This is a genomic window from Caloramator quimbayensis (assembly GCF_900167605.1).
GTDB lineage: Bacteria > Bacillota > Clostridia > Clostridiales > Caloramatoraceae > Caloramator_B > Caloramator_B quimbayensis.
In genome coordinates this window covers 37,838-54,586 of record NZ_FUYH01000018.1, presented here as the reverse complement: position 1 = coordinate 54,586, position 16,749 = coordinate 37,838, and the positions used below count along the sequence as shown (strand labels likewise).

10 protein-coding genes are annotated in these 16,749 nt (G+C 34.3%); all 10 read right to left on the bottom strand.

Features of this window, described 5'->3' with window-relative positions:
* Window positions 1-366: 366 nt before the first annotated feature.
* The 10 genes from B5D15_RS11165 to spoIIE all read right to left on the bottom strand — a co-directional run bounded on the left by B5D15_RS11165 (window position 367) and on the right by spoIIE (window position 16,512).
* Complete coding sequence (locus tag B5D15_RS11165) at window positions 367-3,939, bottom strand: NAD(P)-binding protein (RefSeq protein ID WP_242948741.1); 3,573 nt, start codon at window positions 3,937-3,939, stop codon at window positions 367-369.
* Window positions 3,940-3,956: 17 nt separating this feature from the next.
* Window positions 3,957-5,711: an NADH-quinone oxidoreductase subunit NuoF gene (gene nuoF / locus B5D15_RS11160; protein ID WP_078697205.1), complete on the bottom strand. Its 1,755-nt coding sequence runs from the start codon at window positions 5,709-5,711 to the stop codon at window positions 3,957-3,959.
* On the bottom strand, window positions 5,701-6,237 hold the full coding sequence (nuoE, locus tag B5D15_RS11155) for an NADH-quinone oxidoreductase subunit NuoE (RefSeq protein ID WP_423236576.1): 537 nt from the start codon (window positions 6,235-6,237) through the stop codon (window positions 5,701-5,703). The genes nuoF and nuoE overlap by 11 nt, the downstream gene beginning before the upstream one ends.
* 187 nt (window positions 6,238-6,424) lie before the next feature.
* A complete protein-coding gene (locus B5D15_RS11150) occupies window positions 6,425-7,591 on the bottom strand; it encodes an iron-containing alcohol dehydrogenase (protein ID WP_078697203.1) in 1,167 nt (388 codons plus the stop codon).
* 183 nt (window positions 7,592-7,774) lie between these two features.
* Complete coding sequence (locus B5D15_RS11145; RefSeq protein WP_078697202.1) at window positions 7,775-9,688, bottom strand: sigma-54-dependent Fis family transcriptional regulator; 1,914 nt, start codon at window positions 9,686-9,688, stop codon at window positions 7,775-7,777.
* Window positions 9,689-9,751: 63 nt separating this feature from the next.
* Complete coding sequence (locus B5D15_RS11140; protein ID WP_479722850.1) at window positions 9,752-10,162, bottom strand: thioesterase family protein; 411 nt, start codon at window positions 10,160-10,162, stop codon at window positions 9,752-9,754.
* Window positions 10,163-10,213: 51 nt separating this feature from the next.
* Window positions 10,214-12,034, bottom strand: a complete 1,821-nt coding sequence (ftsH, locus tag B5D15_RS11135) for an ATP-dependent zinc metalloprotease FtsH (protein ID WP_078697201.1) — start codon at window positions 12,032-12,034, stop codon at window positions 10,214-10,216.
* A 75-nt stretch (window positions 12,035-12,109) separates the two neighbouring features.
* A complete protein-coding gene (gene hpt, locus B5D15_RS11130; RefSeq protein WP_179122281.1) occupies window positions 12,110-12,661 on the bottom strand; it encodes a hypoxanthine phosphoribosyltransferase in 552 nt (183 codons plus the stop codon).
* Window positions 12,645-14,021, bottom strand: coding sequence for a tRNA lysidine(34) synthetase TilS (gene tilS, locus B5D15_RS11125; RefSeq protein ID WP_078697199.1), 1,377 nt, complete (start codon window positions 14,019-14,021; stop codon window positions 12,645-12,647). Before tilS ends, hpt begins: the two co-directional genes overlap by 17 nt.
* A gap of 106 nt (window positions 14,022-14,127) precedes the next feature.
* On the bottom strand, window positions 14,128-16,512 hold the full coding sequence (gene spoIIE / locus B5D15_RS11120; RefSeq protein WP_179122280.1) for a stage II sporulation protein E: 2,385 nt from the start codon (window positions 16,510-16,512) through the stop codon (window positions 14,128-14,130).
* Window positions 16,513-16,749: the final 237 nt, after the last annotated feature.

Genomic DNA, 16,749 nt, shown 5'->3' with positions numbered 1-16,749 from the left:
TCATCGCTGAATAGGTTGCCATTGAGAAAGTTCATTCTTTTTATGGCATATCTGTTAGACCTCCCCGGGTAAGAGCAACCGCCTTCATCCCATATACTCGCCACATTTACTGTATGAGGTTCGGGTAGTGTTGGACTTTGTTTTGTACAGCAAACTCGTCCGCCTCAAATCAGCCTCGTATGTGGTTCTTGTTCATCGAGCCGAGACTTTGCCTCCGGCTTCCTTCAGATTCCACCTCACGATGGACACCCTTGCCATTGGCTAATGGTTCCCACTACCAAGCCCATAGCGGACTTTCACCGCCAAGCTGTTGCCCATGCCGGGCGCACTGAAAAAAGCTGCAAAGCAATGCTTTGCAGCTTTTAATCATATATTTATTCCGTTTTTCTTAGTAAATTCATCAAAGTCCTTTTCTACTGTATCATACAGCTTTTTTTCAAGGAACATACTATTTGATTCTTCAAAGTTTAAATCAGCCTTTTTATCCTCTGTTTCAAATCCTTCTGTATATAGAACCTGCACTCCTTTAAAATTCATCGGAAGCGGAACATAAACATTTTCAAGATTATTATAGGCTTTATTTAATCCTTTATAATTTATTATTTCCTTGGAAATATTTTCGACTACATCCTTCATATCTTTTAATTCTATTCCAAATTTATTAGAGAGTTTTAAAAGAATGTTAAAGTTATCAATGCCTATAGCACTCTCTACAGCTCTACTTAAAGCCTGAACCTTTCTATCGGACCTTGTATAAGTTCCGTATCCTTCCGCTGAAGCTGATAGAGGTACTACTATATTGGAATTTTTAGCTGTATCAGTCATTAGTAAATCAAAGACTGCAAGAGGTTTTAAATCCTTCAATTCATCTGATACATCCTCTCCAAATACTATAAGGCCTTTAATCTCACCGCTTTTAGCCTTTTCAAGTATAGCCTTTCCTGACATTTTAATTCCCATATCGATAAAGCCCTGAGAGTTTGCCTTTGAACGTATTATTATTATACCGCTGTGAGGCTTCCCAACTTTTCTGCAAATCGCTGCAGCATCAGCTAAAAGGCATAAAGCAGCATCAGTTATAGTATCTTCATCAACAACTATTATAGCCTTCTTCGCTTCTGCATACATTTTTGCAAGGCGTTTATTATCTTCTGAAATTTTTACATCTGAAACAAAGTTCTTTAATTCATAAAAGTTATTACATGTTTTTATGACTTCATTTTCGTCCACATGGTTCTCAATCAAAGCTTTAAGGAATCCCTTTAAAAAGTCTATATTATTATCAACTTTATAGCTATAATGCGCCCATTCATTCATCCTCGTATATTTATCACAAATTGATATAAGTTTTGCCTTCTTTGATGCATCTTTTATTCTAACAGCAGGCACAGGATGATTTTCAGCAACATTTCCAAAGGATATTATAAGCTCAGTGCTGTAAAGTTCATCATAGCTGTTAGTGGAGGCATTATATCCAAATACCTTCTCTAAGGCTCCACCTTTTATAGCCATTGAACCTACATACTTTGTATTTAATTTTTCAGCTATTTTTCTTATAATATAGGCCTCTTCGTTTGTAAACTTAGGAGATACTAAAATTCCAATGCTGTCCTTTCCATATTGTCCTTCAATAAGCTTTGCTTTCTTTGAAATGAGAGAAAGTGCTTCATCGAATGTAACTTCAGATTTTATATCCCCTGAAACTACAAATGGAGTTTTAAGTCTTTCATCGCTATTTATATGTTCTATTCCAAATCTTCCCTTTGCGCAGAGTATACCGCCCTTTTCCTTGTCAGGTAAAGATTTAAATACTAAATCGCCTTTAGACTGATATACAACTTCACATCCAGCACCGCAATAGCTGCACACTGATTTAGTATTGTTGAATTCAACAGGAACCTGTTTTTTAACCGAAGCTGTATCGATTAATGCTCCCGTTGGGCAAACATCTACGCATTGACCGCAGGATATGCAGGAGCTTTCATTTAATGGAAGGTTAAACTCTGGAATAACTACAGAATCAAATCCTCTTCCTTTAAGACCAAGGGCAGTAATTCCCATAACCTCTTCGCAGGTTCTATAGCAAAGACCGCAGAGTATACACTTATCAGGGTTTCTAACTATAAATGGATGAGTCTTATTTATATCCCTCTTATGCTTTTCACCCTTTATCTTATCAACCTTTATGTCGTACTTTTGTATATAGTTTATAAGCCTGCATTCAAAATAGTCATGGCATCCGCACTCGAGACATCTTGATGCTTCCTTTAATGCCTGCTCCTCTGTTAGTGCATTTGAAATAGGCCTGAAGCTTATTTTTCTTTCTTCACCTTTTATTACATACTGCTCCTGTCTTTCCTGTTTTTCTCTATCTTTAAAATCCTCTTCCTTTAAGTCATCCTGAACTATATAACATGGATTTTTTACAGAAACAAGGCATCCATTTAAATAGCTGTCTATAACATGGGCAGCATTTTTCCCTTGTGCTATAGCTTCAATAGCTATCTTAGGCCCTGTTGAAGCTTCTCCTCCTGCAAAAATTCCTTCCATACTTGTTTCAAAGGTATTTGAATTAACTAAAATAGTTCCTCTTTTTGTAGTTTCAAGTTCCTTTACGCACTCAGGGTTAACCCTTTGTCCAATAGCTGATACAATAAGGTCGGCTTCGAAGGTTATCTCTTCGCCTTCAATTGGAATCGGGCTTCTTCTGCCTGATTTGTCAGGCTCTCCAAGTTTCATTTTCTGGCATCTTATAGCCTTTGCCCTTTTACCATCCCCTATTATTTCAATAGGTGCAACGAGGAATTTGAATTCTACTCCCTCTTCCTCAGCTTCCTTAACTTCTATTTCTTCCGCAGGCATTTCTTCCTTAGTCCTTCGATATAATACCTGAACACTCTTTGCTCCAAGCCTTACCGCCGTTCTTGCAACGTCCATTGCTGTATTCCCGCCGCCGATTACAACTACCTTCTCCCCAAGATAAATAGGTTCAGAAAGTGTTGCCTTCCTTAAAAACTCAATACCTCCAATAACCCCTTCCATATCCTGTCCTTCGCAGCCTATAGGCATGCTTGCCCAAGCACCTATTGCAATAAATACTGCATCATAGGTTTTCTTTAGATAGGATAGAGTTATATCCTCACCGAGTTTAGTATTGCAAATAATTTCAACGCCCATCTTATTTAAAGTATTTATTTCCGCATCAAGAAGCTCCTTTGGAAGCCTATATTGAGGTATACCATATCGAAGCATACCTCCTGGGTAGGCCTGTGCCTCATATATAACAACCTCATGCCCCTCCTGAGATAGAAAATATGCACAGGAAATTCCTGCAGGACCTGCTCCAACTATTGCTACCTTTTTACCCGTTGAAGGCTTAACCTCAGGCACAAAGGTTCCCTTTTTTACATCTATTTCACCTATATATCTTTTTAGGTCAGCAATAGCAATTGGTTTATCAACCATACCCCTTCTGCACTCGCTCTCGCAAGGATGAGGGCACACCCTTCCTATACTTGCAGGAAGAGGTATAACCTTTTTGACAAGTTTAATTGCCTCATCATACTCACCGTTTGCAATAAGCCCAACATAACCCTGGCAGTCAGTATGGGCAGGGCACGCATTAACGCAGGGTGGTCTGCAGTCTCCTCTATGATCCGATGATAAAAGCTCGAGGGCTGTCTTTCTTGCTGCTATCGTTCTTTTTGTATCTGTTCTAACAATCATACCATCAGCTGGATATGTTGAACATGCCCTAACAAGCTTTGGGCTTCCCTCAACTTCAACTACGCAAAGCCCGCAGGAACCATAGGGCTTCGTCTTTTGATTATAACAAAGATTAGGAATATCAATTCCATTTTCAAGAGCTATCTGAAGAATAGTTTTATCATCAGTTGTTACTATCTCTCTGTTATTTATATTAACTCTTATCAAAGACACCTTCATCACTTCCTTTTCTATTCAGTATATATTGCATTAAACTTACATATTTTTATGCAATTTCCACATTTTATACACTTATCCTGATCTATAATATGAGTCTGCTTTCTCTCTCCATGTATAGCATTTACAGGGCACTGCTTTGAGCACATAGTACATCCAACACATTTTTCCGCATTAATCTTATAAGAAATAAGAGATTTACATTGCCCTGCTGGACATTTTTTATCCTTTATGTGAGCTATATATTCATCCTTAAAATATTTTAAAGTTGTTAATGCTGGATTTGGTGCTGTTTGCCCAAGGCCACACAGTGAGCCGTCTTTTACGCTGTAGCAAAGTTCTTCAAGCATCTCAATATCTTCTAATGTTCCATTACCTTGTGTAATCTTATTTAGAATTTCAAGCATCCTCTTTGTACCTATTCTGCAGTATATACATTTACCGCAGGATTCTTTGCAGGTAAAATCGAGGAAGAACCTTGTTATATCTACCATACAGGTAGTTTCGTCCATAACTATCATACCGCCGGAACCCATAATAGCTCCAGTTTTATTAATTGATTCATAATCAACAGGAGTATCTAAAAGTTCTTTAGGAATACATCCTCCGGAAGGTCCTCCCATCTGAACGGCTTTAAATTCCTTATCATTTTTTATTCCTCCGCCTATATCATATATAACCTCTCTTAAGGTCATTCCCATAGGAACTTCAATAAGTCCTCCTCTTTTTATCTTTCCTGCAAGGGCAAATACCTTAGTACCTTTGCTCTTTTCAGTACCGTATTTTGCAAATTCAGCTCCACCGTTTTTAAGTATCCAAGGAACATTCGCATAGGTTTCAACATTATTTATATTGGTAGGCTTACCAAAAAAACCTGATTGTGCAGGAAAGGGTGGTTTAAGCCTTGGCATTCCCCTCTCCCCTTCGAGGGATGCAATAAGCGCAGTTTCCTCTCCGCATACGAAGGCACCGGCTCCCATCTTTATTTTAAGCTCAAAATCAAATCCGGAATTCAATATATTTTTTCCTAAAAGGTTATTATCCTTTGCCTGCTCTATGGCAAGATTTAATCTTTCTATTGCAAGAGGATATTCTGCACGAACATAGACAAAACCGTTATGAGCACCTATTGCATAGGCAGCTATTATCATACCTTCAATTAGAGAATGAGGATCTCCCTCAATTACGCTTCTGTCCATAAATGCACCTGGATCTCCCTCATCTGCATTACAAACAATATACTTTTCGTCTCCCTTTGAAGCTCTTGCAGCATTCCATTTAAACCATGTGGGGAAACCTGCTCCTCCTCTTCCTCTTAATCCCGATATTTTAACTTCTTCTATAACCTCCTGCGGAGTCATTTCCATTAGAACCTTTTTAAGTGCAGTATAACCTCCAGATGCTATATAATCCTCTATTTTTTCTGGGTTTATAATTCCGCAGTTTCTAAGTACAATTCTAACCTGCTTTTTTAGCTGAGGATAGGGTTTTTTATCCGTGGAAACTATATATTTTTCAATGGGGCATCCCTTTAAAATATGCTCATCTACTATTTCTTCTACCATAGATTGAGTTACATTTGCATAGGTATAAGTTCCATTATCGTCAATAATATCAACAAGAGGCTCATAATAACACATACCTATACATCCTGTTGATATTATTTCAATATCAATATTCTTTTCTTTAAAAATCTCTTCAAATTTTGACTTTATCTTTCTTCCGCCAGCTGCAATACCACAGCTTCCAAGCCCTATTCTAATTTTCATCACTGTTTCCCCTCCTTTCCTTCTCATAAATTTCCCTTATAATCTTTCTTGCACTGTCAGGAGTTAAATTCCCATAAGCCTCCCCATTTATCATCATAACTGGTGCAAGGCTGCAGCATCCTAAACATGCAACATCCTCTAAAGTAAAAATTCCATCTTCAGTAGTCTCACCAGGTTTAATATTAAGTTCTTCACAAATCGCTCTGCTTACTTCCTCTGAACCGTTAACATGACATGCTGTTCCCTGACATTGAAGTATTATATATTTACCCGTAGGATTTAACCTGAATTGTGCATAAAAAGTTGCAATACCGTATATTTTTGCCCTCTTATTGCCTGTCCTCTCAGCAATAAGATTAAGTGCTGATAAGGGAAGATAACCGTAAAGCCCCTGAGTTTCCTGAAGTATACTTATAAGGCTTGCGCTTTGCCCTTCATATTTTTTAAGTATTGGCTCCATCAAGGATAAATCTACATTTTTATCATCGAAGTTTAGAGCTAATTTTTTATCACATGAGCATCCCACATTCATTCCTCCTTTTCATAATTATACAGTGGTTTTTACGCTATTTATATTTTTATTTTTTCACAGAAAATTTGCTATGTCAAATATTTAAATTTTAACAAATAAGTATATCTATTTTATTCCATTTACCCTCTAAAAACATTAAGCTCTCAAATGAGAGCTTAATGTTTTTAATATAACTTTTTTATTAAAAATCAACATCTTTGCCGTTATATATATATTCAAGAAGTTTTTCCATAGCATTATCATCTATAGCTCTTGGGTTAGAACCTGTACATGCATCAAGAACTGCATTATGAGCAATAGATTTTACATTGGCTGCAAAATCCTGTTCACTTACTCCATAGTCTTTTAATGTTAGAGGTATTTCCATACTTCTATTAAGGTCTCTTATCATTTCAACAAGTGAATTTACGAGTTCATCTTCATTCTTCCCTGAGAGTCCAAGATTCTTTGCTATAGCTGAATATCTTTCCTTGCATTCCTTTGCATTATATTGAATTACATAGGGAAGATATATTGCATTTGCACATCCATGAGGTATATGGAATACAGCACCAGTTTTGTGGGCTATTGAATGAGTAATTCCTAATAACGCATTGGAAAATGCCATACCTGCAAGGCACTGTGCATAGTGCATCTGCTCTCTTGCATCCTTATCTCCATTGTAGGATTTTATAAGATAATCTTTAATCATAACAATCGCCTGCATAGCAAGAGGGTCTGAGAAAGGCGATTTTAATGATGCAACATAGGCTTCTATAGCATGAGTTAGTGCATCCATACCAGTATGAGCTGTTAAAGTTTTTGGCATAGTCTGCGCAAGTTCTGGGTCGACTATAGCAACATCTGGAGTAATGTTAAAATCAGCTAAAGGATATTTTATCTTAGCCTTATAATCAGTTATAACTGAAAATGCTGTAACTTCTGTTGCTGTACCGCTTGTAGATGGAATAGCTACAAATTTAGCTTTATTTCTAAGCTCAGGAATTCCAAAAGGAACTATAGCCTTTTCAAAAGTAAAATCAGGATATTCATAGAAAATCCACATAGCCTTTGCTGCATCTATAGGTGAGCCTCCTCCCACTGCGACAATAAGATCTGGCTCAAATTCTCTCATAACCTGTGCACCCTTCATTACTGTTTCAACGGACGGGTCTGGTTCAACACCTTCAATAAGTTTTGTTTCAATTCCTGCTTCATGAAGATAACTTTCTATTTTGTCAAGGAAGCCAAACTTTTTCATTGAGCCTCCTCCCACTACTATAACTGCCTTTTTACCCTTTAAATTTTTTAATTCCTCTAATGAGTTCTTTCCAAAATAAATATCTCTTGGTAGCGTAAATCTTGACATGATTTTTACCTCCCTTAGTATTATCTGAAATTATAATAAGCAAACTTCATGCCAGTTAGTTAATTAACAAACAATGTAGTGTAATCAAGGCATAAAAAAATCCAGCCTAAAATCGCTCAATAATAGTACAGATTTAGGCTGAACTATTGTCCTATTTTAGTACATTGTATTATTTTCTAACAACTATAAATCTATATTGTATTTTTTCATCTTTAAATACAGTGTATTTCTGCTAATATTCAATATTTTTGAACATTTCGTAATATTATTTTCATACTTTTTTAAACAGTTTATAATGGCTCTTCTCTCTAATTCTTCAAGAGGTCCTATAAATTCATCAGATAAAGTATTTCTTTCATATACTTTATCTTCCTTTATTTCATTTAAATCTTGAAATTTATTCATCAAAAACTCTGTATTACCATTAAAGTTTACTGCACTCTCTATAAAATTTTCAAGTTCTCTGATATTGCCCCACCAGTTATAGGATAAAATCTTATCATATAATAGTTGATTTAATTTAGGTATTGGTTTTTTAAGCTTTAAAGATTTAAGTTCAAGAAAATGTTCTATTAAAAGTGGAATATCCTCTCTTCTTTCCCTAAGAGGAGGAAGAAGAATTGGAATAACTGATATTCTATAATACAAATCCTCTCTGAAATTTCCTCTTTGAACCTCACTTAGCAGATTTCTATTTGTAGCTGCAATTATTCTGACATCAACCTCTATATATTTGCTGCCTCCAATTCTTGTAATACAGCCTTCCTGTAAAGCTCTCAGCAGCTTTACCTGCATATCGGGAGTCATTTCTCCAATTTCATCCAGAAATAATGTGCCTCCATTTGCCAGTTCGAATTTCCCTGGATTGCCTCCTTTTTTTGCCCCAGTAAAAGCTCCTTCATCATAACCGAAAAGCTCACTTTCTATTAAATTTTGAGGTATAGCACCGCAATTTATTGCTACAAAGCCATTGTCCTTTCTGCTGCTGCTGTTGTGAATAGCTTGTGCCAGTATTTCCTTTCCTGTACCGCTCTCCCCTGTTATCAAAACAGTAGAAGGGCTGTCGGCTATGCTCTTTGAATATTCGATTATTTTTCCCATACTGCTGCTTTTATATATAATATCTTCAAAGGTATAACGGGCTTTCATTCCAGTATATTTATTTATAAGGTTATATACATTCTGCATATTTTTAAAGCTAATCACTGTTCCTAAAAGGCTGTCCTTTTCATCTTTTATAGGATGAATATTTATTATATATTTTTGAGACTTTCCGTTTATTTTAAAATGAATCTCCTCATCAACTATTTTATTTCCTGATTTAATTTTCATTTCAATCTCATTCCATGAAGGAAGTATCCTCTGAACATGCTGTTCATTTAAATAATCCTTGCTACAGTTAAACATGCTGCAGGCAGCCCCATTAATATTTTTAATCAATCCATCTTTATCAACAGCAATTATTCCAAAGTTTATAGATTCTATTATAGTATTTAAATAACTATAGGTTTCAATAAGTCTATTATTTGCTTCATCGCTTTTAATTTGATTTTCAATAGAACGGACAGCAGCAACAACAAGTCCAAGAGTGTGGGGATGTACAAGATTGCTGTTTCCAGTCAAGTTAAGAGTTCCAATTATTTCACCCTTTATATTATGAATCGGTGCAGCAGAACATGTCCATCTATGATATGCCGTAATAAAGTGTTCCTTTGCTGAAATTTGTATAGGCATATCTTCTTTGATTGCTGTTCCCATAGCGTTTGTGCCTATACTGTTTTCATTCATATATGCTCCTACATCCAAATTCATTTCTTTTGCAGCAAGGATTATATCCTTATCCCCTATTGTACTTAATATACAGCCTTCATTATCAGTTAAAACTATAAAAAAGCCTGAACCTTCTAAGAAATCATAGAGTATCTTCATAAAGGGAGAAGCTATTCTTATTAAATCTCTATTCCTTTTAATTAGAATAGGTATTTCTTCTTTGCTTAAAATCTTCTTAGGATAAACTCTGTTTATTTCTATTCCATATTCATTTGAACGTTCATGGGACTTTTTTATTATTTCATCATGATAATTTATTTTCTTCATCTTATCACCTTCATCGTTAAATGCTAAAAAAGGGTGTTTAAAACACCCTACTCAATACAAAAATTACTTTCCTTTTTTATTTATTTTATCCATAAACTTATCTGAGTTTATTACATATCTTTCATGAATACCTTCACCTATTTTTTCTACTTCATCAAAGGCTTCAACTTTAAATACGAGTTTTTTGCCTTCTATTTTTATAAGCTCCGCATTTATGGTTACTTTCATCCCTAAAGGCGTCGCAGCTATATGAGCAATATCAACCTTTGTCCCTACAGTAGTATATCCGACAGGAAGATGAAGATCAACTGCATTTTTTGCAGTGCACTCCATAAGAGCTATCATGGCAGGAGTTGCCAAAACATCAACTAAACCGCTTCCATATCTGCTTGCTAAATGTTCATTTTTTACATCAGTTTCAAAGGATGAATTTAAACCAACTTTTATTTTATCCATTACTTCAATTTCGCTCAATTTTTTTCCCCCTATTATATTATTAAGAGCGGAACTTGCGTTCCGCTCTCTTTATGCTTGATTGAATATAGTTTCAAATTCTTCAGCTTCAAGCTTTTCCTTTTCGAGAAGAGCCTCAGCAACCCTATGAAGTCTGTTAATATTTTCTTTTAGAAGATTTTCTGCTCTATTATATGCGCTTTCTATTATTCTCTTAATCTCCTTATCTATAAGTGCTGCTATCTCTTCACTATAGTTTCTTGTTTTATTAAAATCTCTTCCAAGGAAGACTTCATCGTGTCCTGTTCCAAATTCTATAGGCCCTAATGTTTCACTCATACCATATTCAGTAACCATCTTCCTTGCAATGCTTGTAGCTCTTTCTATATCATTTTTTGCCCCAGTGCTTATATCGTTTAATATTAGTTTTTCAGCTACTCTTCCTCCTAAGAGGCCTACGATTTCCTCTTCAAGTTCCGTTCTTGATGCATAGTATCTGTCTTCCTGAGGAAGGGACAGAGTATATCCTCCTGCTCTTCCCCTTGGTATTATACTTATTTGATGAACAGGATCGGCATTAGGAAGAAGTTTCATAACAACTGCATGACCTGCTTCATGATATGCAGTAAGCCTCTTTTCCCTTTCGCTCATAACTCTGCTTTTCTTTTCAGTTCCAGCTATAACCCTTGTTATTGCTTCTTCAAGTTCATCCATACCTATGAGCTTTTTGCCTCGTCTAACGGTTAAAAGCGCCGCTTCATTCATCAGATTTTCAAGGTCTGCACCAGTAAACCCTGGTGTTCTCTTTGCTAAAACATCTAATTTTACATTTTCATCTAATGGCTTATTTTTAGAGTGCACCTTTAATATTTCTTCCCTGCCCTTTACATCAGGAGAATTAACAACTATTTGTCTGTCAAATCTTCCAGGTCTTAAAAGTGCAGGATCCAATATATCCGGCCTATTAGTTGCAGCAACAACTATTATGCCTTCGTTTGTTCCAAATCCATCCATTTCAACAAGAAGCTGATTAAGAGTCTGCTCCCTTTCATCATGGCCTCCTCCGAGTCCTGCGCCTCTATGTCTTCCTACTGCGTCTATTTCATCTATGAAAACTATGCATGGTGCATTTTTCTTAGCATTATCAAAAAGGTCTCTAACCCTCGATGCTCCTACTCCAACAAACATTTCAACAAAGTCTGAACCGCTTATGCTAAAGAACGGTACTCCAGCTTCTCCTGCTACAGCTTTTGCAAGAAGAGTTTTACCTGTACCAGGCGGTCCCACAAGCAATATTCCTTTTGGAATTCTTGCCCCAAGTTCAATATATTTTCTTGGCTGCTTTAAAAAGTCAACAACTTCTTGAAGCTCCGCTTTTTCTTCATCTGCCCCAGCAACGTCATTAAACGTTACCCTCTTTTTATCATTAGTAACCAGTTTTGCACGGCTCTTGCCAAAGTTCATGACACCCTTTCCACCACCGCCGCCTTGCGACTGTTGAAGGAAAATGAACCATATAACCCCAAGCATTATAAGCATTAATATGTTAGGTATCGCTGATACCCATACAGGGAATCTCGTTGGAGGTATGAATTCCACTTTAACCTTCTCTGTATGAGTTTTATTATAATCTGTTATATAGCTTTGGAATGAGGCTTTATCTCCTATATTTACAGTAAAGGGTGTTCCATCATTGAATTCACCGCTTGCATCTCCGATTTCGGAATCGATAACCACACTCTTTACATTATTATTCTGAATTTCTGTTATAAGCCTCGTATAATCTATTTTAGCCTTTTTTGTTGGGCCATTCCCATACAATGCTAGGGCTACAAAAAAGGCAAATATAATCAAAATCCATGCGCTGGCACTCTTAAAAAATGACTTTTTCATTATAGCCCCCCTTTCATATTTAGGTCGTTACTTATAAATTTTATCATATAATTTATGTATAAACAATTAACTTATTTAATCCTTTTTGTAAACTTCTTCTTTAAGTATACCTATATAGGGTAAATTTCTGAATTTTTCTGCATAGTCAAGTCCATAACCAACTACGAATTCATCTGGTATAGAAAAACCTATATAATCCGCCTTAATATCAGCCTTTCTTCTATCTGCTTTATCGAGTAGACAGCATATTTTAAGATTCCTTGGATTTCTTGCCTTTAAATATTCATAAAGATACTTTAGAGTTGTTCCTGTATCTATAATATCTTCAACTATGACAACATCTTTATCTTCAATATCAAAGTCGAGATCCTTAAGTATCCTTACAATTCCAGATGTATTTGAAGACATCCCGTAGCTTGAAACAGCCATAAAATCCATCGTTACATTAATATTCATACTTCTCATTAAATCTGCTACAAATATTACTGAACCCTTTAAAATCCCAATTAAAATAACATCTCCATCAGGAAAATCTTTTATTATTTGATTTGATAGCTCTCTAACTTTATTTTTTATTTCCTCCTCCGTCAATAGTATTTCCCTTATTGCTTCATTCAACAATATCACTCCTTTTTATTTTAATTTCAAGAATACGCTTAGTATTTTCATCTATTTTATAGTTTCTCGTATCCCTGATTTTGGGTATCCACAATATTTCATTTCCTAAGGCTATTAAGGGAATCTTTTCTCTAACTTCTCTTGGAATTTTTTTATCAATAAATATGTCCTTTATTTTCTTTCTTCCTTCCATGCCTTTAGGGTACATATAATCCCCATCTCTTCGGTTTCTAATACATAACTTATCTTTTATTTTATCATAATCAAAATATTTTATGAACATAGTATCTTTATAAGTATCATTACTTTTATATATTATTTTAGTATATACTTCAATATTTTCGTAATCAAGAGTAACTTTCCCTGGAATTTCAAGTTCAGATTCAAAGTTTTTCACATTTATCTTCTTTTTAATTTTAAATATATCGTATTCTATTAAACATTCAATATTATCTGGCAAAGATACTCTTTTACCTGTATCCTCGTTTTTTATTATTTCAATACACTCTTCTATGTGTTTGCCTTCTATACCATTAAGGTTTCCCTTCAAATCCTCAATAATACTTCTTAGAATTCTTCTTTTAATTGCAGTATGGAGACAATTAAATTTTTTTGCATCGTATCCATCCCTCAGTTTTATAACTTCAATACATTTTATTGCTTCATTTTTTATAAAATTCTCCTCATCCCTTATAATCTCAGAGGATCTATAAAGGCTCTCAACTATATTGGAATTAAAATAATTTTTTATGTAAGGTATAACTTCAAGCCTTATTCTATTTCTAATATATATGCTCTCTTCATTTGTACTATCTACAATTGGATTTAGGTTATTAACTTTACAGTATTCTTCTATCTCTTCTCGGCTGCATTCTATTATAGGCCTTATATATTTATTATCTCTCACAGGTTTAATACCGCATAATCCGCTTATGCCGGATCCTCTAAAAAACCTCATAATCATTGTTTCTGCCTGATCATTCATATTATGGGCAAGTGCGATTTTGTTTGCTCCAACCTCTTTTGCCACTTCGCTAAAAAAGCTGTATCTTATATATCTTCCTGCTTCCTCGAGAGACATCTTTTTTCCCTTAGCAAATTTTATGACCTCTTCACGTTTTAAAAAGAAGGGAACATTGAGTTTTTCACATAATGACTTTGAGTACTCTTCATCCCTAAAAGCTTCATCCCCTCTTATCATATGATTAATATGTGCAGCATAAAGTTTTATATCATAATCTTCTCTTAAACTATGTAAAACATGAATTAATGCTGTAGAATCCGGGCCTCCAGAGAAGCCTATTACTATTTTATCGCCCTTTGAAATCATATTATATTTATTAATTGTATTTATTACTTTCTTTCTCATTTTAACACCACTTTAAAACAATTGCTCTTTTAATTTTTTCCTTTACTCATACATATATACCAATATACCAGATAAAACTTAAAAAAAAAAGCTGGATTATCCAGCTTTAAATGTTTTTCCATATTTTTGATACCATCACCGTCATATCATCACCGATTTTATTCCCATAGTTTTCTTTGGCTTTATACAAGAGGTAATCTGCAACATCCTTAGGATTTCCGCTATCAAATTCATTCAAAGCTCTCTTTATCCATTTTTCCTTTTCAGGATTAGAATCAATAACCCCGTCTGATACCGTGATAATCATATCACCATTCCTAAGCTGAATAATCTGACTTTCAATATCTATATCATCAAGTATACCTACAGGAAGGCTCATGCTGTTTATTACATCAACATTAAAATTAGATTTTATAAAAGCAGGAGCACTTCCTATCTTTACAAATTCTGCAACACCGCTGTATAAATCTATAAGCCCCATATCTATTGTTGAAAAGCATTCATCACAGGACCTTAAAACCAGTACAGAATTTATTGCTTTTATTGCAGCATTTCTTTCAAATCCTGCTTCCATAAATTTTTCAAGCAAAGATATAGTAGTTTTGCTTTCATTGGAAGCTGACGCACCGCTTCCCATACCATCGCTAAGTGCAATCATATATCTTCCCTGACCAATATTTCCAAACGTATAATTATCCCCGGAAATGTTTTCTTTTGATGCTTTAGAAACTGCAGTTATAATATTATAATTTACTGATTCAACAAACCTGAATTGACACATAAAGCAGTTTTTATCTATAGTACATTTATTAGACTCTCTTTCCATATTAACTCCGAGGGTTTTTGATATTACTGCCGCATACTCCCTGCTGCACAGCTGTTTCCCTGAACAAGGTTTCCTATAGACAGTAACTTCAAATTTGTTCCTGCTGTTTTTAATTGCAAGAACATCCTCAAATTCAAGACCTTTTCTATCAAGAGCAACTTCAATTTCATTCTCAATTTCATTTTTAAACTCAACTGTAGTAGCAACTTCATCTATCATATTTTTTAATAGCTGTGAAATGCCCTTTGTCTGTTCAGCTACAATTTTTCTTGAATTAGTTATTTTTTTTCTCCACCTGTTATTTAATCTTAATATTTCAAAAAGATGATTTGCCTGTTTTGAAAGTTCATTTGGTCTCCTGCACTTTTTCTTTAAACTTTCAGGTATATCCGCTGAACTTATCATTCCTTTTTTCTCAATGTACCTTAAAAGCTCAATAAAAGAATCATAGGTATAGTATAATTCTTTATCCCAGCAGGAATTTCTCCTCTCACAATTTATGCAGACTTTATCTGCAAGTTTTTCAACAAGTTCATTTATTTCTGATTTTTTAGAGAGCTCATTATTAACATTTTCTTCTAATATTTTAGAGAGCGAGGACACTGTATTGAATATGTTATTGAGTTTTAATCCTGTAATATCTTTTATTCTTTCTATGTAAGATTTTTGAAGCTGAAGTTCTTGTTTTTCTCCGTCTAATAAAATAGAAAATTTATCATATGCCCTTTGAGGAATCATAAGAAAAATTATAATAGGTATAATAGTATCAAGAAAAATCATATTTATATCTGTTAATCCAATAGTATAAAAATATAAAAGAGCAGTTGATGTTATAAAAGCTATACAGGTGATTATCTTACCAACTTCCTTAAATATACCGCTTATAAGTCCGCAAATAGCATATATTCCAACAGCAACAGGCATCTTTGTATCGCATATGCTTATCATAAACCCAAGTATAGCTCCAATTGCGCAGCCCATATCAGCTCCTTTTACATATCCAGTAACAAGCACCACGAAAAATGCAAACATGTTCTTTAGTGAAATCCCATAATAATTTACATCCCACATCCCCGAAACTATACCTGCAATTAAAATACCAATACATATCAGCTCTTCTTTTGAAAACACTTTCCTCTTTCTATTACTTAATAATGCCGGCATACCATATGTAAATATATAGCAGGATGCTAAAATCATCATAGATTCAAGCAGTGATAAAACCACATCATAGGTTAAGAAGCCCTTTGATAGAAATTTTATATGAAAAAATATGCTGTTTATTAAATTAAATATAAATGCAAATATAGACATCTTAAATATTTTATTTTTATTTTCTTTTAACAAAAATGCTATAATCATGAGAAAAAGGATAGTTAAAACGTGATAATAGGCTACATAACCTTTAAAAGTGCTAATATATCCAAGGATAGTAATAAGTCCTGAAACAAACATGTTTTTCTTTGATATAAATCCGCAGGCAGCTAAAAAGAAGGCTATGCCAAAGGGCATTAATGATTTAAATACAAAAACTCTTGGTAAAAAAAACATTGAAATATAGAGAAGCAAATATTGATAACCAAAAAGTTTCAACTTTTCCTTTTCACCAAATTTAAATTCTCTATTCACTCTTTTATATGGCACAGCTGCTCCTTTATACATCATATTATCACCCCACATTTTAGATGTGAGGTTATTATATCAAATATATTCAAAAATGTTTGTCATTATGAATACATTAAATTTGAAAAATTTATGACATATATTAATAAAATAATATAGTAATAAATAATCTTCGACTTAAATCAGATAAAATATGCTAAAAATACCTGCGGCATATAATCTAAAAAAGAAGAAAAAAGAATTAAAAAAATCCTAATAATGATAAAAACCTTTATTAAG

What these genes read in the sequence shown, in the direction of transcription:
- tilS (WP_078697199.1), bottom strand. Translation starts at nt 14,021, where the DNA reads ATGAGAAAGAAAGTAATAAATACAATTAATAAATATAATATGATTTCA.
- B5D15_RS11145 (WP_078697202.1), bottom strand. Translation starts at nt 9,688, where the DNA reads ATGAAGAAAATAAATTATCATGATGAAATAATAAAAAAGTCCCATGAA.
- B5D15_RS11150 (WP_078697203.1), bottom strand. Translation starts at nt 7,591, where the DNA reads ATGTCAAGATTTACGCTACCAAGAGATATTTATTTTGGAAAGAACTCA.
- nuoF (WP_078697205.1), bottom strand. Translation starts at nt 5,711, where the DNA reads ATGAAAATTAGAATAGGGCTTGGAAGCTGTGGTATTGCAGCTGGCGGA.
- spoIIE (WP_179122280.1), bottom strand. Translation starts at nt 16,512, where the DNA reads ATGATGTATAAAGGAGCAGCTGTGCCATATAAAAGAGTGAATAGAGAA.
- ftsH (WP_078697201.1), bottom strand. Translation starts at nt 12,034, where the DNA reads ATGAAAAAGTCATTTTTTAAGAGTGCCAGCGCATGGATTTTGATTATA.